General features: G+C 52.3%; 26 protein-coding genes. 11 read left to right on the top strand and 15 right to left on the bottom strand.

Features of this window, described 5'->3' with window-relative positions; translation table 11 throughout:
• Positions 1 to 67 precede the first annotated feature (67 nt).
• Positions 68 to 1,204 carry a D-alanyl-lipoteichoic acid biosynthesis protein DltD gene (locus tag AC5JPW_RS10030; protein ID WP_494239965.1) on the bottom strand — a complete coding sequence of 379 codons (1,137 nt, stop codon included), beginning with the start codon at positions 1,202 to 1,204 and terminating at the stop codon, positions 68 to 70.
• 748 nt (positions 1,205 to 1,952) lie between these two features.
• Positions 1,953 to 2,534 (bottom strand): histidine phosphatase family protein, encoded by a 582-nt coding sequence (locus AC5JPW_RS10025; RefSeq protein ID WP_494239963.1) that lies wholly within the window; start codon positions 2,532 to 2,534, stop codon positions 1,953 to 1,955.
• Between the two features lie 283 nt (positions 2,535 to 2,817).
• On the opposite strand from AC5JPW_RS10025, the gene AC5JPW_RS10020 reads away from it, so the two are divergent.
• From AC5JPW_RS10020 to AC5JPW_RS09995, 6 genes are all read left to right on the top strand, one after another.
• Entirely contained in the window at positions 2,818 to 3,321 is a 504-nt protein-coding gene (locus AC5JPW_RS10020; RefSeq protein WP_494241192.1) for a peroxiredoxin, read from the top strand.
• Positions 3,322 to 3,363: 42 nt separating this feature from the next.
• Positions 3,364 to 4,587, top strand: a complete 1,224-nt coding sequence (locus AC5JPW_RS10015; protein ID WP_494239961.1) for a protein-disulfide reductase DsbD family protein — start codon at positions 3,364 to 3,366, stop codon at positions 4,585 to 4,587.
• Positions 4,588 to 4,608: 21 nt separating this feature from the next.
• Complete coding sequence (locus tag AC5JPW_RS10010; protein ID WP_494239959.1) at positions 4,609 to 5,166, top strand: sigma-70 family RNA polymerase sigma factor; 558 nt, start codon at positions 4,609 to 4,611, stop codon at positions 5,164 to 5,166.
• The gene (locus AC5JPW_RS10005) at positions 5,153 to 5,788 is read left to right on the top strand and encodes a DUF1109 domain-containing protein (protein WP_494239958.1); all 636 of its coding nucleotides are present in this window, start codon (positions 5,153 to 5,155) and stop codon (positions 5,786 to 5,788) included. The genes AC5JPW_RS10010 and AC5JPW_RS10005 overlap by 14 nt, the downstream gene beginning before the upstream one ends.
• A gap of 181 nt (positions 5,789 to 5,969) precedes the next feature.
• The gene (locus AC5JPW_RS10000) at positions 5,970 to 6,269 is read left to right on the top strand and encodes a biofilm development regulator YmgB/AriR family protein (RefSeq protein ID WP_494239957.1); all 300 of its coding nucleotides are present in this window, start codon (positions 5,970 to 5,972) and stop codon (positions 6,267 to 6,269) included.
• A 161-nt stretch (positions 6,270 to 6,430) separates the two neighbouring features.
• On the top strand, positions 6,431 to 6,643 hold the full coding sequence (locus AC5JPW_RS09995; protein WP_494239956.1) for a hypothetical protein: 213 nt from the start codon (positions 6,431 to 6,433) through the stop codon (positions 6,641 to 6,643).
• A 94-nt stretch (positions 6,644 to 6,737) separates the two neighbouring features.
• Here AC5JPW_RS09995 and AC5JPW_RS09990 read toward each other — a convergent pair whose 3' ends face one another.
• A complete protein-coding gene (locus AC5JPW_RS09990) occupies positions 6,738 to 6,983 on the bottom strand; it encodes a biofilm development regulator YmgB/AriR family protein (RefSeq protein WP_494239955.1) in 246 nt (81 codons plus the stop codon).
• A gap of 219 nt (positions 6,984 to 7,202) precedes the next feature.
• Positions 7,203 to 8,603, bottom strand: coding sequence for a DASS family sodium-coupled anion symporter (locus AC5JPW_RS09985; RefSeq protein WP_494239953.1), 1,401 nt, complete (start codon positions 8,601 to 8,603; stop codon positions 7,203 to 7,205).
• Between the two features lie 807 nt (positions 8,604 to 9,410).
• Here AC5JPW_RS09985 and AC5JPW_RS09980 point away from each other — a divergent pair.
• Positions 9,411 to 10,445 carry a cache domain-containing protein gene (locus tag AC5JPW_RS09980; protein ID WP_494239952.1) on the top strand — a complete coding sequence of 345 codons (1,035 nt, stop codon included), beginning with the start codon at positions 9,411 to 9,413 and terminating at the stop codon, positions 10,443 to 10,445.
• A gap of 144 nt (positions 10,446 to 10,589) precedes the next feature.
• Here the strand turns inward: AC5JPW_RS09980 and AC5JPW_RS09975 are convergent, their stop codons facing one another.
• The 5 genes from AC5JPW_RS09975 to AC5JPW_RS09955 are packed head-to-tail and all read right to left on the bottom strand — an operon-like array spanning position 10,590 to position 15,126.
• Positions 10,590 to 11,285, bottom strand: coding sequence for an ABC transporter ATP-binding protein (locus AC5JPW_RS09975; RefSeq protein ID WP_494239951.1), 696 nt, complete (start codon positions 11,283 to 11,285; stop codon positions 10,590 to 10,592).
• The gene (locus AC5JPW_RS09970; protein WP_494239950.1) at positions 11,278 to 12,060 is read right to left on the bottom strand and encodes an ABC transporter ATP-binding protein; all 783 of its coding nucleotides are present in this window, start codon (positions 12,058 to 12,060) and stop codon (positions 11,278 to 11,280) included. The genes AC5JPW_RS09975 and AC5JPW_RS09970 overlap by 8 nt, the downstream gene beginning before the upstream one ends.
• Entirely contained in the window at positions 12,047 to 13,096 is a 1,050-nt protein-coding gene (locus tag AC5JPW_RS09965) for a branched-chain amino acid ABC transporter permease (protein ID WP_494239948.1), read from the bottom strand. The genes AC5JPW_RS09970 and AC5JPW_RS09965 overlap by 14 nt, the downstream gene beginning before the upstream one ends.
• The gene (locus AC5JPW_RS09960) at positions 13,096 to 13,995 is read right to left on the bottom strand and encodes a branched-chain amino acid ABC transporter permease (protein ID WP_494239947.1); all 900 of its coding nucleotides are present in this window, start codon (positions 13,993 to 13,995) and stop codon (positions 13,096 to 13,098) included. Before AC5JPW_RS09960 ends, AC5JPW_RS09965 begins: the two co-directional genes overlap by 1 nt.
• A 24-nt stretch (positions 13,996 to 14,019) precedes the next feature.
• Positions 14,020 to 15,126, bottom strand: coding sequence for an ABC transporter substrate-binding protein (locus tag AC5JPW_RS09955; protein WP_494241191.1), 1,107 nt, complete (start codon positions 15,124 to 15,126; stop codon positions 14,020 to 14,022).
• A gap of 681 nt (positions 15,127 to 15,807) precedes the next feature.
• Here AC5JPW_RS09955 and dgcN point away from each other — a divergent pair.
• From dgcN to AC5JPW_RS09940, 3 genes are read left to right on the top strand one after another with little or no spacing between them, the layout of a single operon-like run.
• Entirely contained in the window at positions 15,808 to 16,809 is a 1,002-nt protein-coding gene (gene dgcN / locus AC5JPW_RS09950; protein ID WP_494239945.1) for an N-acetyltransferase DgcN, read from the top strand.
• Positions 16,809 to 17,786, top strand: a complete 978-nt coding sequence (gene dgcA / locus AC5JPW_RS09945; RefSeq protein WP_494239944.1) for an N-acetyl-D-Glu racemase DgcA — start codon at positions 16,809 to 16,811, stop codon at positions 17,784 to 17,786. Before dgcN ends, dgcA begins: the two co-directional genes overlap by 1 nt.
• Positions 17,787 to 17,812: 26 nt before the next feature.
• Entirely contained in the window at positions 17,813 to 18,661 is an 849-nt protein-coding gene (locus tag AC5JPW_RS09940) for a D-amino-acid transaminase (RefSeq protein WP_494239942.1), read from the top strand.
• Positions 18,662 to 18,675: 14 nt separating this feature from the next.
• Here the strand turns inward: AC5JPW_RS09940 and AC5JPW_RS09935 are convergent, their stop codons facing one another.
• Both AC5JPW_RS09935 and AC5JPW_RS09930 read right to left on the bottom strand, forming a co-directional pair.
• The gene (locus AC5JPW_RS09935) at positions 18,676 to 19,512 is read right to left on the bottom strand and encodes a glycosyltransferase family 8 protein (RefSeq protein ID WP_494239941.1); all 837 of its coding nucleotides are present in this window, start codon (positions 19,510 to 19,512) and stop codon (positions 18,676 to 18,678) included.
• On the bottom strand, positions 19,509 to 20,891 hold the full coding sequence (locus tag AC5JPW_RS09930) for a D-arabinono-1,4-lactone oxidase (RefSeq protein WP_494239939.1): 1,383 nt from the start codon (positions 20,889 to 20,891) through the stop codon (positions 19,509 to 19,511). Before AC5JPW_RS09930 ends, AC5JPW_RS09935 begins: the two co-directional genes overlap by 4 nt.
• A gap of 425 nt (positions 20,892 to 21,316) precedes the next feature.
• Between AC5JPW_RS09930 and AC5JPW_RS09925 the strand changes: the two genes are divergently transcribed.
• The gene (locus tag AC5JPW_RS09925; protein WP_494239938.1) at positions 21,317 to 22,345 is read left to right on the top strand and encodes a LacI family DNA-binding transcriptional regulator; all 1,029 of its coding nucleotides are present in this window, start codon (positions 21,317 to 21,319) and stop codon (positions 22,343 to 22,345) included.
• 72 nt (positions 22,346 to 22,417) lie between these two features.
• Here the strand turns inward: AC5JPW_RS09925 and AC5JPW_RS09920 are convergent, their stop codons facing one another.
• The 4 genes from AC5JPW_RS09920 to tcuC form a co-directional block, all read right to left on the bottom strand.
• A complete protein-coding gene (locus tag AC5JPW_RS09920) occupies positions 22,418 to 23,182 on the bottom strand; it encodes an HpcH/HpaI aldolase family protein (RefSeq protein ID WP_494239937.1) in 765 nt (254 codons plus the stop codon).
• A 42-nt stretch (positions 23,183 to 23,224) separates the two neighbouring features.
• On the bottom strand, positions 23,225 to 24,007 hold the full coding sequence (locus AC5JPW_RS09915) for a 2-keto-4-pentenoate hydratase (protein WP_494239936.1): 783 nt from the start codon (positions 24,005 to 24,007) through the stop codon (positions 23,225 to 23,227).
• 29 nt (positions 24,008 to 24,036) lie between these two features.
• The gene (locus tag AC5JPW_RS09910; RefSeq protein ID WP_494239935.1) at positions 24,037 to 24,996 is read right to left on the bottom strand and encodes a D-2-hydroxyacid dehydrogenase; all 960 of its coding nucleotides are present in this window, start codon (positions 24,994 to 24,996) and stop codon (positions 24,037 to 24,039) included.
• 73 nt (positions 24,997 to 25,069) lie between these two features.
• Entirely contained in the window at positions 25,070 to 26,380 is a 1,311-nt protein-coding gene (gene tcuC, locus AC5JPW_RS09905) for a tricarballylate/proton symporter TcuC (RefSeq protein ID WP_494239934.1), read from the bottom strand.
• Positions 26,381 to 26,479: the final 99 nt, after the last annotated feature.

Raw genomic sequence — 26,479 nt, 5'->3', positions numbered from 1 at the left:
GTGGACCATGCAACGACCGTCACTGCCAGAAAGAGATAAAGGAAAAAAAGGCGCATTGCATATTTCATCATTTAAAATTCTCCGCAATAAAACGGTCCATCGGCACCCACGCCAGTTCAGTCGGGTGCAGGCGATCCCAGTTCCAGCCGTTCTGATAAGGTTGGGCATACATATCCAGATAAGGCACCTGGTTTTCTTTGAGAATGGCCTGGATTTGTTTATCCGTAGACTGGAACGTATCGGTGTTGTACAGCGCCCACGGGTTAATCGGATCGACGATCGCAATCACCTGTACATGGCGTGATTTCAGGAGCTGAACGGTCTGACGGAAAACCTCGATTTGCTTCGGTACGACCGGTGTGTCATCCCACTGTTCCGCTGTATCACCCACTTCATAAATGGATTTATCCATCCACATAGTGGCGGCACTTTGCTGGCGTCTTTTGTTCAGCTCGCGTGCATGAGCCAGTTCCTGATCCCAGTCGGGCTGAGCGCTGGCAGTCTGCGGTACCGGCCATGACGGCGCGGTTTTCGTCTCAATGTTGAGCAGGGCATACCAGTCGTTTTTCACCAGCGTGCAGAAATTGGCAAACTGGAAACTGACCTCATTCCAGACCATGTCGAAATCCCAACCGGATTCTTTCATTTGGGCGAAGGTCAAATGGCTGACTTCTTCTTTATCAATATTTTTTAAGTAATTAACCAGTAGTGGACGTGCCTGTGGATCCTTCATCAGTGGATCAAAAATCGGCGACGGGAAATGGTCGGCAAAAATGGCTGGCGGAATGCCCTTGGAATAAAAACTGTCCGGCGCTAACAGCAAGACAACTTTACTTTTTTCATTCAGATCATCTTTAAAACGGGAAAACATTAAGAACTGCGTAATGTCATCAACGAATGCATCACCATAGGCGACAACAGGTTTATGTAATTGGTTATTAAAGTAATTATAAATCGCATAATGCTCATTGGCGGACGTTGCTACTTCAGATGCACCAATAAAGAAAATAGCATTCCCTTTTAACGCATGGGAAATCGTCGCTATTTTATCGGCCTGTTCTTTTTGCGTTCCTTCCATTGATTTGATCAACGGATGAAATTTAAGCGGCGGAGAGAAGCTCGTCACCACCGGATGTATACAGAGGAACAAGATGGCGAGCGTCGCCATCAAGATATGTAGGCAGAGTGTATTTTTTATTTTCATTATAAATGTGAAACGACCTGGTATTAATTTGTTTAAAATTTGTGAGTTTTAAATTCACAATAAATCGACTTCTTTATATCTGACACTATATACCAGGGGCATCACAGGTGATGAGCGTTTCCGTGTAACGGTTTGTACAGTCTTAGCGTGGTAATAATACGTTTCGCATGCAATGCGGAAATAGTGTGCAAAAGCAGTGGTTTTATTTCACTTTTGCGACAGGGAAGGGGTTGTGGGCTGAGGAAATCCTACAAAAAAACGAGCACTGTCTGTCTCCTCTCCCTTGAGGGAGAGGAATCCCCAGTAATATTACGTTTTACAGCGATAACACCGCGCCATGAGAATAAAACAGCCACCGCGATGACAGGGTCCGGCTGAAAATCGATGAGGCGTTGACGGCTGACCGGGGCCGCCCGCAGGGAAGCGGGCGGAGGGGATAGCCTACAAGGATGTAGGCTGGTCCCCGACCCGAAAGTCAGACGACATAAGACGAATGTACCGCGCCAACGGCGATTTTCCTGGCCGGGAGCCCGGGTCGCCAGGGCGGTGGCGATGAGCCGCCCTGGCACGTTCACAGGTTCTGGCGTGACAGAAAAGCAAGGAACATAAGGTGAACGGAATGACCATCAGAGCCGCATGTTCCCCCTCACCCTAACCCTCTCCCTCAAGGGAGAGGGGACCGTTAAGTGCTTGCATTGGAATCCCTCATTCCCCTGGGGCGAACGAGAAAACGAGCAAGCACTGGCGGTTACTTCACTGCCCCTGAACACTGATCAGACACCCCATTCAACCCCTCACTTTCACGGCTGAACGATTTAAAGCGTTGTTGGTCATCCAGCTTCACGACGTAAATCGAATCAAAATCGGCTGATGGCCACGACGGAACCTGGCTGGCATCGCCGCCGCTGTTTTTGACCAGCGCTCTGGCTGCTGTGACCAGGTTTTTATGTTCCCAGGAGAGGAAGGTCAGTGGAACCGGCTTCAACGCGAGTAACTCCGTCACCAGTTTCTCGGTCTGGTCGGCATGAAAGCGCAGATCGATAGGTTTGGATACCTGAATGGCAAGTGGGGTGAGGGTGGTCAGCGGGCGTAGAGAACTGCCGAGCTTTTTCTCTTTCGGTGCGGAGGCATACAGCGCATCCGGCGTGCCGTAGCGGCCGAGCAGCACCGAAGGGAGACTCAGGGCACGGTTTAAACCCTTGCAGGTCAACTGCCCGCTTTCATTGTCCGGCTTTTCCCCGTGGCGAAAAAAGACGTAGGTGCTGTCGGCGGAGGCAAACATCGGCGTCAGCAGGGTAGCTGTCAGTAACACGGCGAGCGTTGTTTTCATCTTATTGTCCGAAAAGTGAACGAAACTGTGCAGGGTAAAGGGAATTAACGACGCCAGTATAGGGGGAAAACACGCACGTACGCCCGCAGTTAACCGTTACGGCGCATTGCAGACGACACGGGAGGAAATTTTTTTGCGGTGAGCGAAACTTTCTCAAGCGCCCGAGCGAACTGTCTATGAGCGTTAACTTATTCGAACCGAAAATCACTTCGTGGAGTGCAACATGATCTCAATGAAAAAGACCTTTCTGAGCCTCACCTCTGCCGTACTGTTTAGCGTCTCGATGCTGTCGACCAGCGCCCTGGCTGCGTTGCCCGTTGGCGCGCAGGCGCCAGACTTTCAGTTGCAGGGCGCACTGGCAGGAAAACCGCTGACCTTCTCACTCAAGCAAGAACTGCAGAAAGGACCGGTCGTACTCTACTTCTTCCCGGCAGCCTTCAGCCAGGGCTGTACTATCGAAGCCCATGCCTTTGCAGAAGCAACGGATGATTTCAAAAAACTCGGGGCCACGGTAGTGGGCGTGACCGCCGGGAACGTTGATCAGGTGGATGAGTTCTCGAAACTGGAGTGCCGCGATAAGTTTACTGTCGCTGCCGATCCGGGGGCCAAAATCGCAGGCGAGTATAAGACGCTGATGGAGATGAAGGGCAAAACGCTTTCTGATCGCACCTCTTACGTCATCGCCCCGGATGGCAAAATCCTGCTGAGCTACACTGACAGAAACCCGGAAGCACATATTCAGAAAACGATGGACGCCGTGAAAGAATACAAGAACTCGCATTCATAAAACGCGCCTGTTCATTCACTCACTCGTCATCCGAGAATCGCTATGTTGACCGCTATGCTCGCCGCCTTTGCAGGCGGCATTATTCTCAACTTTATGCCCTGCGTTTTTCCGATTATTTCGCTCAAGGCGCTGGGGCTCATCCGTCATTCCCAAAGTACGGCACAGACCCGTAAAGAGGGGCTCGGTTTTCTGCTCGGCACAGTCGTGACGATGATGGCGCTGGCGGGTGTTTTGCTGGCACTGCGTGCAGGTGGGACGGCCGTCGGTTGGGGATTCCAGTTGCAGTCACCGCTGGTGATTGCCTTCCTCGCGCTGGTAATTCTCGGAGCCGCGCTCAACCTGTTGGGCGTATTTGAAGTCGGACTCTCTATGCAGCGGGCAGGGGAGATCTCCGTAGAACGTGGTGCGTTTGTGCGTGCAGCACTAACCGGGGCCCTCTCCATTATTGTTGCCACGCCGTGTGCCGCACCCTTTATGGCGGGAGCCATTGGCTACGCCCTGGTGCAGCCACCCACGGTAGCGCTGGCGATTTTCTTCGCCCTTGCGCTGGGCTTTGCCGCACCGTTTAGCGCAGTTTCGCTGTTCCCGGTACTCGGTAAATGGCTGCCGCGCCCCGGTGCATGGATGAGCACGCTTAAACACGGTCTGGCATTTCCGATGTTTGGTGCGTTTGGCTGGCTGGTCTGGGTGCTGGCTCAGCAGGCAGGGACGACGGCGCTGGCGGCAATCCTTGCGGCTGCCGTGGTGCTGAGCTTTGCCGCCTGGCTTTATGGTATGGCTCAGCAGCGTCGTTTTGCCGGGAAGCGGCATGTGGTGCTGTTTGCGGTGACGGCGGCACTGGTTCTGGCGGTGATCGTTCCGCTGCCTTCTGTTATCAAAAACGCCACGCCTGAACCGACGGTGGCGAAAGTTGAAGAGATGAAATGGTCGCCGCAAACCGTGGCGGACAATCGTGGTCATGGCAAAGCGATTTTCGTGAATTTCACGGCGTCGTGGTGTATCACCTGTCAGGTGAATGAACGTACCTCGCTCTCTACTCAAACGGTCAAGGATGCGCTGGCGCGCACCGACACGCTCTACATGGTGGCGGATTCGACTAAATTTAACGCCGATATTGATGATGCGATGAGTGAGCTGGGCGGTGGGAGTTTACCGCTGTATGTGGTCTATCCGGCAGACGGCAGTGCGCCGAAGATTTTGCCGCAGGTGCTCACGCCCTCGATTGTGGTGAATGCCCTCACCCAGGCCAGCGGGAAAAAAACGTGAGTCCGCAAATAAAGGCGGAATATGGATAAATGTGAGGCATCGCGAGACGAATGGCCAGAACTAATGGCGCTTGCGCAGGCCGGGGATCAGGCTGCCTATACGCGGTTGCTGAAGGCGCTGGTCCCGGTCATTCGTTCCCTGGTGTACAAGCATATTGCTGATGATGTGCTGATGGATGATGTGATTCAGGATGTGCTGTTGACAGTGCACCGTGTGCGGCATACCTACTGCCCGGACTCGCCTTTTTTACCGTGGCTGATGGCGATAACCCATGCCCGTTCTGTCGATGCGCTACGCCGACGTGGGCGGTATCAGCACCGGGAAGTGGACGATAGCGCGATGCCTGAATACGCCCTCGTGAGCGGCCTGGATATACAGAGTTCTCACGAGGAACTGATTATGTTGCTCAACCAGTTGCCCCCACGGCAACGGGATGTCGTTGAGCAGATCCATCTGCGTGAAATGACGCTTTCAGAAACGGCGACGCGCAACAATCTGACGGTCTCTGCCGTCAAATCATTGCTGCATCGCGCATTAAGTAATCTTCGTCGGTTAGGAGCACATCATGGCCGATCATGATCTGTTAATTGAGCAGTTAAGCCGCACCATGACCCCGGTGAAACGCCCCTTTTCTCCCGGCTGGCGCGTGGTGGCATGGGTCGCGATGGCGATGCCTGCGGGCGCAATGGCCAGTTTGCTGGTGCATCGAACGTTCACCGACTGGACCCAAAGCGGTGCCGGATGGGCGGTGGTACAGCTTCTGTTGACCTTTGTGGTGGGCGCGCTGGCCATTCGTAATGCGTTTTTACTGAGTATCGCCGGGCAGCGTCCGCTTAGCTGGAAATTATTTGCCCCGCTGATTATCACCTGGTTTGGCATCACCTTTGCCAATATGCACCTGCACCATACTGTTCCGGCGACCAGCCACGGGGAAGGGCCAAACTGTTACCTGTTTATGGTGGTGGTCAGCGTGCCGATGATGGCAATGGTGATTGGCTATTTACGCCGTACCCGCAGCTTATTTCCGGCCCGCAGTCTGGGTGCAGCCGGAGCCGGTGTGGCCTGCATGGCCTTGACCCTGCTCGCGCTTTGCCATCCAACACACGTCAGCGTGGCGGATTTTGCCATGCATCTCGCTGCGACCGTGACCATCGTGCTGGCGACGATCGCCCTGGGCTATAAATGGATTTCACTGCCGTAAGCCATACCCTTCCATCATCACCGCCCTTGTGCGTTATGGTTGCGTGGCTCTCCCGGCACGGCGGCTTCGCATCTTTGAGTCGATAACCTGGCACACTAAGTAAAAATTCGGCAAACGTGGGATATATGTGCATACTGATTAGGTCTGATCCAGACCCCTGCCGTAAACTTCGTGAGGCGAAATGAGTAAAAATGATAAGGATAAATTGGTAGATACCGTTATTGGGGAAGCCATTCTTTCCATTATGGAATCAGGGGACGAGGTGTCTTTTGATGCATTGATTAGGCGGTTACAAGAAAGTCTTAGTGCGGAAGATAACGGTGAAAAGCAGGATGCAATCAGAACGGCCATTGGCGGCGTTCATGATTTTTGCACGCATCCCGTCGAAACGCGCGCCTCAAAACGTTTGCAAGTTAACCATCGCCACAGCCGGTTGCAGTGTGCCAGCCTTGTGATGAATGAAAAGACCGTAAAGCATTAACGATGTTTCCCCTGTTTAATCGGTCGGATTAACAGGATCTTGTCCTCCCACAAAAAAACTTCCAATCAGAATTACTCCGGCATGTTCCCGAGAATGCTAAATGTGAATTTGGTTGAGCCCTCGGGCTCCAGAAGAGATTCACCCTGTAGCATGGAGTGTCATTGAACGACGATGAGCAAGTTCAGCTTGAAGAAATACACGCAACGATTGGCCAGGCGGCAACATACCTTATGAATTCTCGCCTTCCCGTGAAGGCAGATAACATCATGATGGTACTTCGTGCACAATTAATTATTACCACTAACGTAAAGCAGAAGGTTGTGCTGGAGGCGACGCTGCAGCATCTTGCTCGAAAACTCGTGAAATCAGCCTGAAAAAGGCAATATTTCTCGTATCGTCATCGCGTAATGCCTTTACCCGCCTGGCGAAGGCATTACCGAAGCAAGACATGCCGTTTAACGGGCAGGCTTAAAGATCGTCTGGCGTTTTCTGAACAATTATTTCCAGCGCATTTCTGTACACATCCAGCTTTACCACATCTTCTTCCGTTTCGAGCAGTTGTATCAGTGCCAGAATAAGATCCTTGTTATGTACATCTGGTTTTCTGCGACCGATACTTTTTTTGAGGTCGGCAATCAATTTTAGCTCCACGTCAAAGGCATGCAGGGTGCTTTCAAAGTGTGCGTTTAACTGTTCCTCGGTTGTTGTGCGCATAGTCATTCCTGTAAAGATTAAATGGCCTCTTAGTAATGGGTGAGAGAGCCAAGCCCTGAATAAAATTAGTCACCCTTTTTTAAGCCTGCAACATCCGTCACAAAAAAATTTTAACCTTTCTTTAACGTAAAGATTTCTCTCGAATAAAAAAACAGCAACCCTCTGTTTGGGTTGCCGCATTTTATTTCAGGGATAACAGGATGCATTTCCCCGTTTCACTCACCACAGTCCCAGTACTTTCCACCAGACGGAACCCAGCCCAAGCCAGAAAAATAGCAGCAGTCCCATACTGATGACGCCGTGCTTCCACCATGTCGATTGCTTGATGTAACCCGAGCCGAAGTAGACCACCGCCGGGCCGTTACCATAGTGGGTCAGGACCGCCATTAAATTATCGAGGAAGATAAGTCCCAATGCAGCCAGCATTGGCGGTGTCCCCGCCCCCACGGCAACGGTCAACAAGGCGACGAACATGGCCACAATGTGCGTTGTCATCCCGGTGAAAAAGTAGTGGGTGTAACAATAGAAGACGGCCAGCAAAAGCAGCGTCAGCGGCCAGGGAATATTGGCGAATACGGTTGCCAGGTTTTCTGAAAACCACTTGAACAGCCCCAGCGAACTCATTTGGTCCGCGAGTGAAAGCATGGCTCCCAGCCAGACGAAGGTATCGAAGGCGGACTTCTCCTTTAAGCAATCGGCCCAGTCGATGACTTTGGTCAGCAACATCACCGAGACAGAAAGAATGGCGATAGCAGTAGGGTCGATACCGGTGATCGTAGAGGTGCTCCAGGCTAACAGAGAGACCAGGAAAATGGCGATCGTGATGCCCTCTGATTGACTGATTGGGCCCAGTTCGTCCAGTTTTTTGACTGCCATGAGTTTTGCCTCAGGCGTGGCTTTTATTTCTGGAGGGCAAACGTAATAAAGATACAGAGGGAAGAAAATAAACGAAACCAATGCGGGTACAAACGCTGCAAGAGACCAGAGTCCCCAGCCTATATGGATACCTACAGTGGAAAGCACCAGTGAACACAGCAGGGGATTGGATGCGCTGGACGTCATGAACATCGATGACGAAATAGTGTTGGAATAGAAGGTCGACATCATCAGGAAGGTGCCGATTTTCTGCGGCTGTTTATCCGGGTATGAGTCAAAGCCTTCGGTCACCGATTTGACGATAGGGTAAATAATCCCACCCGCGCGTGCCGTATTGGATGGGGTCGCCGGGGCGATGATCACATCCGCCAACCCCAGGATATAGGCCAGTCGCAGAGAGCTGGTACCCATGTATTTGATGAGTAGGTAGGCGATGCGATTGCCCAGCCCGGTTTTTACGAAGCTGGTGGAGTAGAGGAATGCCACCAGGATAAGCCAGGCAACCGTGGACTGGTATCCATGGAGCACAGCGTTAATGGGCATAACTTTGAGAACGGCGACGACACCCAGCGCCAACAGGGAGACGACGCTGAAGGGATACGGTTGGAGAATGAAGCCAAAAACTGTCGCGATAAAGACTGCAAAGACATGCCACGCCTCGGGTGAAATCCCCCCCGGAATGGGTAAAAACCAAATAACGATGCCAATACCGAATACAACAAGAAGTTTGGTAAGCCTGCTCATATTATTAACCACTTTATTTGAGGGAATTAGAACTTACTCCTCACAAAGGGGTAATGAATTGTGGTGATTAATAAAAAGGGGTATTTATAATTGTATTAATGCACAAAACGCATATTTTTATAAAAATTAAATTGAAGTTCGTCGCAAAGAATATTTCAAGGGGAATAAATGGATGTTTATTAATGTTCTTATTAAGAAAATACTATGTGCCAATGGTGTGAATTAAATGAGGTTGTTTTTTGTTTTCATGAAATTGAAAAATAAAAAAACCAGATCTACTTCAATATTTTACAACTTGAAATGAAAGAAATGTTAATATAGCAAAGAAACTGTTTCATTGAGTCATTATCAATCCCGTCCGTCAGACTTTACGATTCCAGGTTGATTAAGTCAATCAATATATCAAAGCACTTTGTCATAGCATTTTCTTATGGATTTTACTTAGGGTATCGTTTTTACTTAATGATGATGAAAGGATGATATTCAGGCAGAATGCGGGTTACACAGTCTTTCATGGTCAGAATGCAGGATTATTGTCATTTTTATGAAATATGACGTTGGTCAGTCGCAAATTTATAGTGTGTCATCACGTCTTATTTTATCATTTTGATTTTTTTATTTATTAGGATAGAGCCTCGATAATTAGCTCTCCTTGCAATTTGAGGTTGGCTGTGGTTAATATCGATGCAAATAATATGAATATACGTCGCTGATTTATTATTGCTACTAATTTTAATTGGAGTAATGCCTGCGCATGCCTAAATTTATTGATGTTTTATTTATATGTTCAGGAGTGTTGTAAATAGCATGGCAAATCCAACTGAAATTGTTGAGTTAAGTTATCAAATTAGAAAGGTTGCTGAAAATAAGATCTCTGATATTAATGATATCAACCGTGAAGCTACTTTTCTGGCATTAAATGCGTTGATTGAAGCTGCCCGTGCGGGAGATGCAGGGCGAGGATTTGCCGTAGTGGCTAATCAGGTCAAACATATTTCGGCACTGATTGGGCAGATAACGGATTCGTTAAATAAAGAGTTGGCAGGATCGCTGTCAAAGCTGACGCAGCTTGGTGACATCATGATTACCACTCTGCATCAGCATGAAAGTCAGCGTAATGTCGATCTGGCGTTGAATATGATTGATATCGTTGATCGCAACCTCTATGAGCGTTCCTGTGACGTCCGCTGGTGGGCAACGGACGCGGCGGTGGTCGACTGCGCCACCCTGCCGGATCAGGCATTGTGTCAGCACGCTGCGGAACGTTTAAATGTGATTCTGGCCAGTTACACCGTTTATCTGGATCTGTGGGTGGTAGACAGTGCCGGGAATATTATGGCAAACGGGCGTGGCGATACTTATTCCGTTGCCGGGAAAAATATCAACGATATGAAAATATTCCGCCAGGCGATGGCAACGAAAAGTGGCAGCGACTATGTTGCCGCGGATATTGCCACGGTGCCCTTTTTAAATAACGCTACGGTAGCGACCTATGCGACAGCGATCCGAGAAAAGGGCGAAGAGCATGGGCGTGCTGCTGGTGCGTTACTCATTTTCTTTGATTGGGCACCGCAGGCGTCCGGTGTAGTGAGCAGTGTGCGCCTGAACGAAGAAGAGTGGCAGCGTACTCGTTGTATGATCGTTGACTCGACTTTCCGTGTGATTGCCTCCTCTGACGGCAAAACCGGGGATCTTTTCCCGCTGCGTGCCGACGGTAAAACGTCGGGCTTTTATCAGAATAATGATGGCAGCACGGTCTCTTTTGCCTTAACGCCAGGGTATGAGAGTTATCAGGGACTGGGTTGGTACGGTGTGATTGAACAGAAGCAGGCCGCAGAATAAGTAAGATACCGGATGGCGGTTCAATTGCCTTATCCGGCCTACGGGGTACGCAGTTGATGACGGGTACAATCAGCCATCGCCCCTCTGGGAAGCGTGCTGGGTGAGGGGAACAGATAGCGCAAATGCCTCTGTCCCCACACCGCATTACCCACCCAAATACATTTTCTTCACTTCCGGGTTGACGAGCACATCCCGGGCCTCACCTGATAACACAATTTTACCGTTTTCAAGCACATACGCCCGGTCAGCAATGTTCAGTGCCGCCGTGGCATTCTGTTCAACCAACAAAATCGTGATGTTCTCTTCACGAAGCTGGCGAATAATGCCGAACAGTTCGCCGACGATTTTCGGTGCCAGCCCCAGACTCGGTTCATCGAGCATTAACAGCACCGGTTCACTCATCAACGCACGGGCGATAGCCAGCATCTGCTGTTCGCCACCGCTCATGGTGCCTGCCATCTGCTTGCGCCGCTCTTTAAGACGCGGGAACAGACTGAACATCCGATCGCGCAAACGGGTAAAGTTGGCGAGGTTATTGTACGCCCCCATCCGCAGGTTCTCTTCGATGGTCAGATTGGTGAAGATCTTGCGACCTTCCGGTACCAGCGCCAGTCCTTTACGCACGATGTGGTGTGTCTGGCTACGGGAGATATCTTCATTGAGAAAATTCACCGTCCCGGTCGAACGCACCATGTTAATGATGCCGTTAAGGGTTGAGGTTTTCCCGGCCCCGTTACTGCCAATCAGTGTCACAATCTCCCGATCGTTAATTTCAATATCCACGCCCTTCAGCCCCTGAATGACGCCATAAAACACTTTTAGCTCGCGGGCGCTAAGCATAGTTAACGTCTCCCAGGTAGGCGGAGATCACCTCCGGATGTTGAATGGCATCGGCCATCAACCCGCTAAACAGCGGTTTGCCATACTCCAGTACCATCACACGTTCGCACAGGGCATTGACGAAAGGCATGTCGTGTTCAATCAGCAGCACACTGAGTTGATGATCCTGACGCATACGGAAAATCAGGGTTGCCAGATCTTCGGTCTCTTTCGGGTTCATCCCTGCGGCGGGTTCATCGAGAAGTAACAGTTTCGGCCCGGTCGCCAGCGCACGGGCGATCTCGACTTTGCGCTGATTGCCATAGCTGAGGTTGGTGGCCTGCATGTTGGCAAACTGCGCTATGCCGATGTACTCCAGAAGTTCCATAGCTTTGGCCCTGGCCGCTCGCTCTGCAGGATAATAGCGGCCGATATGCAGCGCGGCTTCCAACAGAGAGTAGTGGCTGGCGTGGTCGAGACCGACCATCACGTTTTCCAGTACCGTCATGGAGTTAAACAGGCGGATGTTCTGGAAAGTGCGTGCGATCCCGGCGTTCACGACTTTGTTGGGTTTCAGCCCTTTTACCGATTTTCCGTCCAGCACCACGTTGCCGCTGGTGGGTTTGTAGTTGGCGGTAATCACGTTAAACAGTGTGGTTTTTCCAGCCCCGTTGGGGCCAATCAGACCGAAAATTTCGGCTTCATCAACATGAAAGCTGACGTTATCAATAGCCCGCAGTCCGCCGAACTGCATCACCACATCCTGAACTTCCAGAATAGCTTTATTTGACGTCATGGCGGTGCCTCCTGAAACGTACCTGCCAGAGCTCTTTCTTACCCAGTAACCCTTCGCGGGCAAACAGCATGATCAGCAATAGCAGCAGGGAGAAGACCACCATTCGCAGCCCAGGATATGAGCCAAGGCCGTAGCCGAACATCGTCAACGGCTGGTCAAGGAAGCGCAACCACTCACCGCTGCCGACCACCACGATAGTGCCTAACAATGCGCCTGTAGTGCTCCCCAGACCGCCTAATACAATAATGATCAGCAGCTGGAAGGTGAGCATAAAGTCGAAAAGGTTGGGGGAAATGGTGGTCAGTAGCGAGGCCAGCAGACCACCGCCAATCCCTTCGAAGAAGGCACTGGTGGCAAATGCACAGGTCTTGATTCTGAACGTATTGACACCCATGGCAATGGCCGCATCTTCGTCATCACGAATGGCTTTCATCATGCGGCCATACTTAGACCACACCAGTTGCAGGATCATACCTGTTGCCAGGAGCGCAGTTATTCCGCACCAGAACAGCAGGTGAGGCTGCTGGGGAATATCGTTAAGCCCAATCGCGCCGTTGGTAATTTGCGGGTTATTGATAGCAAGGATTTTGATGATAAAGCCGAATCCCAGAGTGACGATAGCCAGATAGTCGCCGCGTACCCGAAAGACCGGAAAGGCGAGACACACGGCCAGCACGGCAGCGCACAGGCCGCTTATCAACAGGGCGGGCAGGAAACTGGCGTGCAGCATCAGGACAAAGGGGCTGGGGGCCGCCATTTCATACATGTCCATTTTGCTCTCGGAGGAGAGTATCAAAATTGCCGTCACATATGCCCCCACGGCCACAAAGCCGTTGGGTTCCAGCGAGAGTTGCCCGGTTACACCGTTGATCAGGTTGTAGCTGACCGCCAGAATCATAAAGACGAATACGGTGCTGATAACCCGGATAATGTAGTCATTGAAGACCAGGTTGATCCCGGCGAGTAGCGCCACAGCGAGAAGAATAATCGCCAGATTTCGCCCCTGAGCGCCGAGGGTGGTGGAAGCATTAAACATTAGAAACGGCTCCTTTCCAGACGTTCGTCACCCATAATGCCCACCGGGCGGAACAGCAAGACCAGAATCAAGAACATAAAGGCGAAGGCATCTTTATAGCCGCCAAGCTCCGGGTAAAGGGCAACAGCGACCACTTCGGTAAAGCCAAGGATAAAGCCCCCAAGTACGGCCCCCGTGACGCTGCCAATGCCACCCAGTACGGCAGCTGCAAAAGCTTTCAGACCAATCAGCACGCCCATCAGTGGGTCAATCGTCGGATAGCTGATGGAGTAAAACACGCCCCCGAGTGCCGCCAGGCTGCTGCCCAGGGCAAAGACCAGCGAGATAATTCGGTTGGCATCAATCCCCATCAGCCGCACGGTGTTCACATCGAAAGCCACGGCGCGGATCGCCATACCGTATCGGGTGCGGTAGAGCAGCCAGAGGATCGCCAGCAGCAACAGGACGGTGATCACCGGGACGACCCATGCCACGTTGGTAATAATGATCTGACCGAAGGTCAGCGTGTTGTTGAACCAGTCAGGTGCGGAAAAGAAGCGTGAACTGCCACCAAACAGGACGTTAAACAGGTTTTCCAGAAAGAAGCTGACGCCGATGGCGGTGATCAGCATGGAGATTTTTGATGCCTGACGCAGGGGGCGATAAGCCACGCGGTCAATAAACATGCCCAACAGGCCACATAAACCGAGAGTGAGCAAAATAGCTGCCCCGAAGGGCAGCCCAATGGAAGAGAACAAAAACAGAGTCGCAAAGGCGCCGACCATCATCACATCCGCGTGGGCGAAGTTGATCAAGCGCAGGACCCCATACACCATGGTGTAGCCAATGGCGATCAGGGCGTACATGCCGCCCAGGCTCATGCCGTTAACTACCTGCTGGAGAAAAATGGCGCCATCCATTAATACGTTAACCTCTTATACAGACTATGGATTGACCACGGTTTTGAAGGCCAGTTGTCCATCTTTCACTTCATTGATTACCGCACTGCGTACTGCATCGCCATCTTTCAGGGTCAGCGTGCCGGTCACGCCCACAAAGTCTTTGGTGGCGCGGATCTTCTCATTCACGCAGACGCGGTCTTTGGCATCGGTACACTGGTTCATGGCGTTGACGATCACGTTGTAAGCATCTGCTGCCATGGCACCCCAGGTGTGGGTTGGCGTTTTGTATTTCTCTTCCCAGGCTTTGATGAAGGTTTCGCCTGCCGGAGTCTGCTCTTTAGCATTGGGTGAGTAGTAGTCAGTGGTCATATAGCCGTTAACGGCGTCTTTACCCACATCAAAGAACACGGGATCCGCTGCCAGACCATCGCCGCCCACCACCGGTTTGCTTAAGCCCAGTTGTTTCGCCTGTACGGCAATCAGGGCGCCTTCGGTGTAGTAAATCGGCATGTAGATCATGTCGACGTTTTTGGCCTTCACGCTGGAGAGTTGGGCTTTAAAGTCTTTACTGCCGGACGGTGCTTGTACTTCGATAGGAATGGTGCCACCGTTTTTCAGGAACTGAGCGCGGAACGCTTTGGCAAGGCCAACGGAGTAGTCGTTGCTGCTGTCAAAAACAATGGCCGCCGTTTTGGCTTTCAGGTCACGGGAGGCGAGGTTGGCGCCCACCACACCCTGGAAGCTGTCGGAGAAGCAGACGCGGCTGACATACGGGTGGTTACGGGTGACGCGGTCATTGGTTGCCGTAGAGGAGACCAGCGGGGTTTTGCTGTCATCGGCAATTTTAACCATGGCCAGGGTGTTACCCGAGGTCACCTCGCCGATTACGGCATCAACTTTATCGCTGGAGACCAGGCGCTGCATGGCGTTGGCCGCTTCGACTTTGTCACTCTTATCATCAATGACGATAAGTTTGATGGTGTCGCCATTTTTCAGGGTTGGTGTGATGCTCTGGATCAGCTCCAGCCCTTTTTGCGAAGGCTGACCATAGCCGCTTAGTGCACCACTTAAGGGCAACACGACGCCGATTTTGATCTCTGCCGCCGTTGCGCTGTGTACGCCAGCCAGCCCGGAAACCAGCACTGCCAGCAAAGAGACTTTCCCACAAATACTCTTCATTGTTACCTCACCGTCCGTCAGTTAATTGAGAATGTTTTAATCACCAAATACCGCGTAACACTGAATACCGATGCGTCCGGCGTAATAAACATGACCGGTGCATTTGCGATGTGCTGCCGTCGTTCTGCAGCCTTCTTCATCCCTTTGCCTGTTATTCCAGTGCAATATGAAAGAAAGCTATTAATAGGGAATGTTGAATGATGTTTTTATGCATGAACTGTTTATTTACAGCCACATATTTCATCAATAACAAGAATTACCTTACATCCATTAATTAAAATACTCTCATCCATTATTCTTATAGATTTATCATCGGTAATAGCACCGTTTTGGTGTTCTGGAATAGTGCGCTGCTCGCTTGTGGTGCATAGGTAGTAGTGAGATCACATTATGATAATTATTTTTTATGCTCACCTGGTGGGGGTGTGCCGATTTGAAGATTAATATTTTCATAAGCGTTTTATTTAAAACGCCTGACAGGATAAAAAACTGGATTATTGCAATTGCCATGGTAAAAAGCGCCTGTAAAAGCGCCTGTTGACAAGAGTAAAACCCTTGATATTCTGCATAACCAGTCAGTCGATATTTAATTTATTTGAAATGTTATTTCTTCGTTAATTAATTTCGTCCTTATCCTGAGGGGGATAAATAATGAATATTCAAAAACCCTACCTGCTTTTTTTGGGGGATGCACACGATCAGCTTGCGGCAAAAGTGGCTGACGGAATTAAACAGTGGCACCCCGAATATTGTGTTGGGCAATATCGCATGTCGAATTGCCATGCCGACTGTCACCTCACCGATATGGATATTGAAACTGCGGTTAACGCTGGAGCAAAAACACTCGTTGTTGGCGTGGCTAACCGTGGCGGTATTATTTCAAAAGAGTGGATTTCCATTCTGAGTGCGGCACTGGAAAATGGTCTGGATCTGGCGGCGGGTCTGCATAACAAACTGGCCGATGTGCCGGAATTAAAAGCGCTGGCGCAAAGACTGGGGCGTAACCTGTTCGATGTGCGCCATCCGGTTGAGCAGTACCCGGTTGCCAGTGGGCGTAAACGCAGCGGTAAGCGCGTGCTGCCGGTCGGGACCGATTGCTCCTGCGGAAAAATGTACACCGCGCTGGCAATGGAAAAAGAGATCCTGCTACGCGGTGGTAAAGCGACGTTTCGTGCTACCGGTCAGACCGGTATTTTGATCAGCGGCGCAGGCGTCAGCGTGGATGCGGTGGTCTCGGATTTTGTCTCCGGTGCGGTAGAAACGCTGGCACCGGCGAATGATGCTGACCACTGGGACATCATCGAAGGCCAGGGCTCGCTGTTTCACCCCTCCTTTGCCGGGGTGACGACTGGTCTTATTCACGGAGCGCAACCTGACGCGCTTATTCTCTGCCACGAACCGACTCGCACGCACATGCGCGGTGTGGACTACCCGATTCCGGACATTGCTGACTGTATGGCACTGAACCTGAAGATGGCACAACTCACCAATCCGAATGCCCGCTTTGTGGGGATCTCCCTTAATACCTCAGCACTCAGTGAATCGGACGCACTCACCCTGATGGCTCAGCTTGAAAACCGTCACGGTTTGCCGGTTGTTGATCCGTTCCGTCAGGGTGTTGGCGCGATTGTCGACAGGCTGGCAGCGCTGTAATGGAGATAACATACGCTCACGAACGCTGGCCTTTACGTCAGGCGTTTACTATCGCGCGAGGCAGTCGCACTCAGGCCGATGTGGTGACGGTGACGTTGCAGCAAAGCGGCTTTACCGGTAGAGGGGAGTGTTTACCCTATGCGCGCTACGGCGAGTCGGTTGACAGTGTGATGGCCGACATTGAATCGCTGCGTGGTGCACTGACGGCAGGCATGACGCGTGCGCAGTTGCAGCTAGCGCTGCCTGCGGGTGCGGCACGTAATGCATTGGATTGTGCATTTTGGGATCTGGAGTGTAAATCCGCCGGGCAGACCATTTGGCAGCGGGCGGCACACGACATGCCGCGCAATTTGCAGACCGCTTACACGTTATCGCTCGATACCCCGCAGCGGATGCAGCAGATGGCCGAGGAGAACAGCTGGCGTGCATTGCTTAAACTTAAGCTTGCCGATGCGCAGGATATTGCCCGGGTTACCGCCGTGCGTGAAGGGGCGCCAAAAGCGAAAATTATTGTTGATGCAAACGAAGGTTGGGACGAAGCGATGTATTTGCGTCAGTCTCCTGAGCTGGCGCGTCTGGGCGTTTCGCTGATTGAGCAGCCGCTGCCCGCAGGTCAGGATGCCGTGCTGGCGACCTTGCCGCACCCGGTGCCGCTCTGTGCTGATGAGTCGTGCCACGATGTTGCCTCGCTGGGTGCGATTGCCGGCTGCTATGAGATGGTTAATATCAAGCTGGATAAAACTGGCGGCCTGACGGAAGCCCTGCGCGTGCGTGATGAGGCCATGCGTCTGGGTTTGCAGGTGATGGTGGGCTGTATGGTCAGTACGTCGTTATCGATGGCCCCGGCGGTAGTGGTGGCGCAGCAGGCGAGTGTGGTTGATCTTGATGGCCCGCTGCTGCTGGCAGAGGATCGCGAACACGGGTTGCACTATGACGGCAGTGAACTCTTTCCACCTGTCCCAGCGTTGTGGGGCTAGTGACGCACCGATTTGAGGAGATAGATATGTCACGCACGGTATATCTGAACGGAGAGTATCTGCCGGAAGAGGCAGCGAAGATCTCTGTTTTCGACAGGGGTTTTTTATTTGCGGATGCGGTGTATGAAGTGACCGCGGTGGTGAACAGCAAGCTGGTGGATTTTGCCGGTCATTATGCGCGTCTGGCACGTTCCTGCCGCGAGTTAGGACTGAGTCTGACGCAGTCAGAAAACGAACTGCGGGAAATCCATCAGCGTCTGCTGGTGGAAAACGGTCTTACTGAAGGGGGAATTTACCTGCAACTGACTCGGGGCAACAGTGGCGATCGGGACTTCCATTATCCACCTGCCCAGACGCCCGTCACGCTGGTGCTCTTTACTCAGGCGCGGGCGGTGGTTGAAAATCCTGCCGCTGTGAAGGGCATTCGGGTGGTGACCTGTCCGGATATTCGCTGGCAGCGACGCGACATCAAAACCGTGCAGCTGTTGGCCCCCTGTCTGGCAAAAGCCTGGGCTGAGGCGAACGGTGCTGATGACGCCTTCCTGGTTGAGGATGGGTTTGTTACCGAAGGGAGCGCCTGCAACTGCTACATCGTGCTGGCGGATAAAACCATCGTCACCCGACCTTTGAGTAACCATATTTTGCACGGGATCACCCGTAAGGCGCTGCTACGGCTGGGCGAAGAGCACGGTGTGACTTTTGAGGAGCGGTTGTTCACGCCCGAGGAAGTTCGACGGGCGAGCGAGGTCTTTATAAGCTCTGCCACCACCTTCGTTTGGCCGGTCGTCAATGTTGATGGCCAGCAAATTGGTGATGGCAAACCCGGGCAAATCACCCAGTTATTACGCAAGATTTACCTTGATATGTTGGGGTGAGGGGAACAAACCGCTCAGTGCGGATAATATTCCCACCACACCCGATGAAGTTGATACCACTTATCACCGGGCTCCGGCCGTTTTTGCCAGGGCTTATCAATAATGTAATGAAGGTTCTTCACCCGCTTCATCTCCCACATTCTGGGGTGCTGGAGTTCGAGAGTTTTCAGCGCATTATAGCCATAGTGCAGGGGCAGCCAGTGGTCGTGAAAAACATCGTTGAGGAAATCCTGCTCGGCAAAAACGTAGCTACTGATGTCCGCCATGGCGACGATTTTTGTCAGCATCAGATCGTAAAGTGCCTGGTCGGGCGTTAGCACCAGAAAACCGGCATTAAAGTAGTTGTCGAGCGTGGCCGGTGGGTGGGCGGTCATCTCCTCATCTTCGCACCAGCTGTAGTAACAGTTATCCGGCTGCCAGCTTAAGGGGTAGCTCTCAATCTGATTTGGGTTACAGCGACAGGCGTGGCAGGCGGCAATAAAGCCTTCCTGTAAAGGCAGCTCAAACACCTCATCCATATTTTTCACCACCAGCATGTCGGCGTCGAGGAAGGCAACGCGGGCGTATTCGGTCATCGTCCACACCGCCAGTTTGCTCCAGACGTCGGCAAAACGTGCGTTGGCGTAACGATGTGCCAGCTCTGGATTAGGGCCAATCACCGATACTTCGCGCACCCGGCAGCCCAGCCCTTGTAAATGTTCACGGGTTGGCGCATCAATCTCAGGCGTTACCATCACCTCCAGCGGCCAGGCTGTCCCGCTCCTGACTAATGAAGTATGAAGGGCTTCTACACCGGGCAGATAGCCTGGCTGCGTTAATAATGTGACCCACGCGAAAGTGGATGTGCTCATGACATCACCTCCGCCATAAAGTCGTTCAGGAACACGCCACGCGGATCGAACGCCTGACGGACGGCCTGAAAATCCGCCCATTGCGGGTAGCACGTTGACCAGTCATACAGCCGGGCGTCAAAGTATTTCCCCCAATGAGGTTTGCCACCTTCACGTGCCAGCAGCGGTTCGACGGCACGTAAAAATTCGAGTCCCTCTTCAGACAATGAACCGTCTTCGGCGTAATAGACCACGAAGCCAAAGAAACAGGTCGGTTCCTGCCATGACGGGCTGAGCCAGGCATTGGATGGCCCCGTGCAGCGTAAAATAATCGGGTAATGCATATGCGGATGCGTCTGCGCAAACCACTTTTTGATGTGGGAAATGGCCGCAGGGGTATTCGCCAGCGGCACGCCGATTTCGATATTGATCTGCGGTGTGGCGATGCCCCGGCAAAACACCTGGTAGACGTCGCCGATCACATCCGAAAAATCTTTAAACCGCGTCACCGTGCGAAAAGGTTTGCCATTCTCATCAACAATGCGGGTGTCATTACGCATATGTTCTAATGTTTTATCCACCGCTTTGTTCATTTCATCCCGGGTGTCGTCCAGCGTGACCAGATCGCGGTGATTCTGCTCCCATGCGTGGCGTTCCTCTTCATTCGCTTCACGCGCATTCCAGGTGTGAACCTTGTTCTCTTCGAGGAACCACCAGGCTTTGCTGAAGGTCCACGACTCATTCCACTCGATTAAATCGTTTTCCAGGGTATCGGCGCTGACGGCATCTTTGAAGCAGGTGAATAACGTGGCAGGGCGGGTACGCAGGGTGACGGCGGTGATAGCTCCCAATGTACCAAGGCCCAACTGCACTGCACCAAACCACGGATGGCTGCAGTCCATGTTATGCAGATGACCGGTTCCATCGACAAAGCGGATGCTTAGCGCTTCGTCGGCAATCGCGCTCTGCTGTAAGCCCTGCCCGTGGGTGCCGGTGGAGATCGCGCCCGCCAGGGTTTGTGAGGCAATCACACCCGGTGAGGCGTTGAGCATGCGGTTCATGGAGGTCAGAAGTTCATATACCTCGTGCAGCGGCGTTCCTCCGGCAAAGGTAACACTGTTGTCATCTACCGCCAGCAGGCCACGAAGACGAGACAGATCGACCAGTACATCATCCGGATTTGCGACTGCCAGCATGCGGCCTGGTGACATGCGACTCCCCATGATGCGGATTTTCCCCCGGCAATGGACAATTGCTTCCTGCAACTGTTCCTCGGTCTCTGGCGTAACCACCGCGCTTGCCGGTGCAAGCGTCGTATTTTTTGCCCAGTTCAGCACGTGTGAATCGGAGGGGCTTGTGTCGGGCTGGCGACGCGGAAAGAGCGGGTGGGAAATGGTCATTAACAACTCCTCTGACGAAAATCGGGTCCAGCCTAAAGCATAGCCCCTGATACGAAAATGTGACCAGTGTCGCAGAGGTGGGGGGAGTGGGGAAAGGGAAATAGTCTCAGCACAATTAGAAAAATTGAACAGAAGAGGGCGGATTAAATCAATATGATTACCCTTAAACTCCGCTAATAATAAAAAGAATATAAGGCAAGGTAAAATATTTATAAATTTGCGCTATGTCTAACTAATTATCTAATTAATTCAAATGAATGTTACCATGGCAAAACGATAGTGCCAGATATAAGAACCTGTTATTATGGCTTCTGCACAATATATCTCATGCATCCCCACAATAAAAAACTTCAGGATTATAATTAACTTTCCGGCTTCCCTGGTAAATAGGGGCGGTCAGGTCAGGACGACAATAAGGTGACGCAGTGACAATAAAAAAATTGGCTGCAATTTTAGGCTTATCACACACCACGGTATCACGTGCATTAAACGATCATCCAGCCATCAGCCAGGCGACCAAAGACAGCGTTTTGCAGGCTGCCCGCGAGTATGGCTACATCCCGAACAGCGCCGCCCGTGCGTTGCGTAATGCCAGTACTGGTGCTTTTGGTCTGGTCATTCCTGATATCCAGAACGACTTCTTTATTACCATCACCAACGCGATTGCCCATGTGGCGGCGGAACGTTCCTGGCAGATGATGCTTAGCATCAGCGGCGACAAGCCTGAGATGGAGCACGCGGCGCTACTGCGTCTGATGACGGCGCGGGTTGATGGCATTATCTTCGCGCCTACCGCCAACCCGCTGCCGGAAACCCAGGAACTGGTGAGGCGCACCAATGCCGTCCAGCTATTACGTCACCACGACAATCTGCCGACGCCGGTGATTGCTATAGACGAGCGGTACGGCATTACCCAGGCGGTCCAGCACCTGCGTGAACTGGGCCATACGCGTATTGGCTACATCGGTTCGGCCCAGCAGTTAAGCACCGGGGCTGAACGTCTGCAGGGTTTTTTGCAAAACTTCTCGACCGCTGAACAGCAGGCGCTTGAAGACATTGTCTACGTCGGTCCGCCGCAGGCTGAGTTTGGTGGCGATGCCTTCAGGCGGATCATGCGTGCTGCCCAACCGCCCAGTGCGCTGGTGCTGGGTAGCCCACGCTACGCCATGAGCATTTTGCTTGCCGCCAAAGAGCTGAATATTTCTATTCCTGATGACCTCTCACTGGTGGCCTACGGAGATGTGTCCTGGGGGAGTTTACTGGAGGTAAAACTGACCTCTATCTCCTTGCCTGAGAAGCAGATTTCCGACGCCTGCATTAGCATTATCGACAGACTGATGAATCAGGATGCGCCGCTGTCGCCAGAGCTGTTTTACGCCAGCACTGAAAGCCAGCTCTTTACGCCGCAACTGGTGCTGGGCGGCTCCACGAAAGCGTTCGACGCCGGGCAGTAAGAAAAAAACCGGATGGGCCGTAAGGCGCATCCGGAAACATAAATCCAATGCCAATACACAAGCTTCGAGAAACTATCTGAATTTTGCCAGCAGCTGCTCCGCGCCTTTCGTCAGTAATCCCTGGTCAGACCCGATGGCAACCATCTGGAAGCCCAGTTCGATATAGCGGCGAGTCTGGACTTCATCGGTACACAAAATGCCGACGGCTTTTCCGGCTGCTTTGACGCGTCTGCCGGTTTCTTCAATCACTTTAATCACTTCCGGGTGCATCGGTTGCCCGATGTAGCCCAGGCTGGCCGCGAGATCGCCTGGGCCGATAAAGAACGCATCAACCCCATCAATGGCCGCCATGGCTTCAATATTTTCCAGCGCCTGGGTGGTTTCCGGCATCACAATCAGGCAGATCTCTTCTTCGCAGGTGGTGGCGTAATTCTTGATACGGCCAAATCCGGAAGCGCGTGGCGCACCGCAGTAGCCGCGTATGCCGTTAGGGGCGTAGCGCACGGCGGAAACCAGCGCTTTGGCCTGCTCGACGGTGTCCACCTGCGGCACCATCAGGGTGTTTACGCCCGCGTCGAGATAACGTTTGATCAGCGAAATATCATGGTTAGGCACGCGCACGATAGGCTGCGTTGGGCCACCTGCGGCGCAGGCCTGCAACTGAGTGTAAATCTCGATGTATTCACTTGGGCCATGCTCAGCGTCGAGGCCGATAAAGTCATAGCCGCAGCCGGAGAGCATCTCAGCGGCGATGTAACTCCCGAGCTGGGTCCAGAGGCCCAGCTGTACGGTATTGTTTTTTATGGCGTGTTTAAAATGATTCTTTGGCAGTTCCATAACGGTTCCTTTAAGTGGGGGGACTTAACAGGAGAGCTCCTTTTATTTGGCAAAGCTGGCGCTGATGAGCCCGACGCCGGTGATTTCTGCATCGAACGCATCACCCGGTTTGGCCGAGACAGCCGGGCCAATCGCGCCGGTAATCACAAATTCACCTGCACGCAGCGGCTTACCAATACGCACCAGGTCATCAGCCAGCCACTTCAGCGCGTGCAGCGGATGACCGAGGATGGCGGTGGCTTTACCTTGTGAAACCACCTCTTCACCGCGTCTGGTGACCATCTCGCTGCGGGTAATATCACAGTCGCAGAGGTAAACCGGTTTGGTACCGAGCACGACTAAGCAAGCGGCAGCGTTGTCGGCCACGAAGTCGCAGGATTTTACGTTCCAGCCCGTGACGCGGCTGTCGCAGACTTCGAAAGCTGGCAGGATGTAATCGACGGCATTGATAATATCGAGGATGGTGTGCTCGGTTTGCGTCAGGTCTTTTTTCAGCACCACCGCAATTTCGGTCTCGACACGCAGGTCGCTCACCACCGGTTTAGTGATTTCAGCGCCGTCGACCAGCACCATGTCGGCGTAAATGTTGCCGTAGCACGGGTCAGAAATACCGAACTGCTTTTGTACTGCTTTGTTGGTCAGACCCAGCTTACGACCCACCAGGCGACGACCCTGCGCCTGCCAGATTTTGTCGTTGTAATCCTGAATCATGTAAGCGGTGGTGAGGTTTTCGCTGTCCACCATGTCACGAATCGGCTCGCCCGCTTCGTTGTTATCCCAGGCCTGGCGCAGCAAATCGGCCGCTTTGATGATGTTGTTTTCCATCTTTTCTCTCTTCAAATTTGTGAAAGCTGTTAATTGCCGACCCGGTTCTGCGGCTCGCCATCGATAAACGCTTTAACATTGTCGACGGTGGTCGACAGGATGCGCCCACGAGCTTCAACCGAGGCCCAGGCAATGTGTGGCGTAATGATGCAGTTCTTCGCGGTCAGCATCGGGTTGTCTGGCACTGGTGGCTCTTTGGAGAGCACATCAACCGCAGCACCGGCAATCACGCCATTGTTCAGTGCGTCAGCAAGGTCAGCTTCATTCACCAGGTCGCCGCGAGAGGCATTCAGTAGCAGCGCAGATTTCTTCATTTTGCGCAGGGAATCGGCGTTGATCATGCCCTGGGTTTTAGGTGTCAGCAGGCAGTGCAGGCTGATGACATCGGCTTCAGCGTACAGGGTGTCGAGGTCGACATAGCGTACGCGGTCGTTTTCCAGTGCTTTGTTTTGGTATTCGTCATAGGCCAGCACGTTCATGCCCAGCGCCTGCGCGACCACGCCAAATGCCTGACCGATGCGCCCGTAACCGATGATGCCGACATTTTTGCCCGCCACTTCCAGCATCGGTTTCAGCCAGTAGCAGAAGTCCGGTTTTTTACCCCAGCCACCCGCATGGACATCAGTGTCATGCAGGCCAACCTGGTTACAGAGTTCCAGCATTAGTGAGGTGGTGAACTGGGCAACGGTGGAGGTGCCATAGGTCGGCACGTTGGAAATGACGACGCCATGTTTTTTCGCCGCCTCTAAATCAATCACGTTATAGCCGGTTGCCGTCACACCAATAAATTTCAGGTTCGGGCACTGGCTGAATTCTTTTTCTGTTAAGACCACTTTGTTAATTATTGCGATATCAGCATCACCGATTCTTTCAACAACCTGTGCGGGTTCAGATGTGTCGTAAACGGTTATTTCTCCCAGTTGCTGAAGTTTGTCCCAGGAAAGATCGCCAGGATTAAGTACACCACCATCTAAAATAACAATTTTCATAATTTACCTGTTCCAGTGTTATTGCAGCAGTACACCAACTTAATCGATGTACTGCTGTTTGGTCAGCAATTAATTAATGCAATTCTTTGGTCTGGTTAATTGCTGTTTGTTTATGGTCGAGGGTTAATACAGCCAGCAAACTGAGCACGGCGTTAAAGCCAAGCCACACACCGACCATCGCATTACTGCTGAAGGTGTGGTTCAACCAGGTACAAATTGCCGGGGTCAGGCCGCCGAGGACTGCGGCGGCAACGGCCTGAGCAAAGGAGTACCCTGCTGTGCGCGCATGTGCCGGTACCAGTTCGACCATCGCAGCCACCTGAACGGAGCTATAGCAGGCGTACATAAACGAGAACCACAGTTCAAAGACCACAAACTTGAACACGGTGGGGTCTGCTGCCAGCCAGGAGAGCAGCGGCCAGGCGGTAATGGCGCCGGTCAGTGTCACCACAATCAGCATGGTTCTTCTGTTTACACGGTCGGCAATCATTGCCGTGATCGGTAACCACAACAGGATGGACAGACCGACGAAGAACAGGGTGATAAAGCCAACGTGTTCACCCAGATTCAGGCTCTTGATAAAGGTCGGGGCATAAGTGGTGACGGTCTGTGCGGTGACGGTCGCCATGGCCACCATACCCATACAGGTCAGAATGATGCGCCAGCCGGAGACGAGGCTTGAGCAGATCTCTTTCACGCTAGGTGTGGTTTTCTTCTTCGCAAAGACTTCGGTTTCCTGCAGATTAGAACGCAGCCAGAACATCAACGGAATAACGGCACAGCCAATCAATAGCGGAATACGCCAGCCCCAGTCGTGCAACTCCTCAGTACTCAGGGTGTAAAGCAGTACCAGACCGATGAGTGATGCAGCCATTACCGCGAACTGCTGCGAGCCCACCTGCCAGCAGGTATAGAAGGCGCGACGGTTTGGCGGCGAAATCTCTGCCAGATACACCACTACGCCACCGAGTTCAGCACCCGCCGAGAAGCCTTGTAGCAAACGTCCCAGTATGACGATAACCGGTGCCGCCATGCCTATCGACGCGTAGGTTGGTGTCAACGCCACGCAGAGAATACCCACGGACATCAGAGCCAGAGCCATAATCAGCCCTTTTCTGCGTCCGTGGCGGTCAGTGTAAGCCCCCAGAATAATCGCCCCGAATGGACGGGCGAAGAAGCCTAAGGCGAATGTCATCAGGGTGAGCATTAACGAAACATACTCATTATCTGACGGGAAATAAGCCTGAGAAATATAACGGGCATAATAGCCATAAACCATAAAGTCATATATTTCCAGGGCATTGCCCGCACCCACCTGAACGATGGGCTTCACCTGCATTTTATGTTTGGCCGCAGGCAAAGCCTGGGCACTGGACTCGGTCATTTGAATCTCCTTCAATTATGTATTAGCTAATTTTTGAAAAACTCATACAACCAGAACAGACATTTAAAATTCAGGTGTAGGGCCCGGAGATAACGCCTG

This window comes from Phytobacter sp. (genome assembly GCF_059074235.1).
Note: the sequence above shows the minus strand (reverse complement) of the source record. Positions and strands in the feature narration are given on the sequence as shown.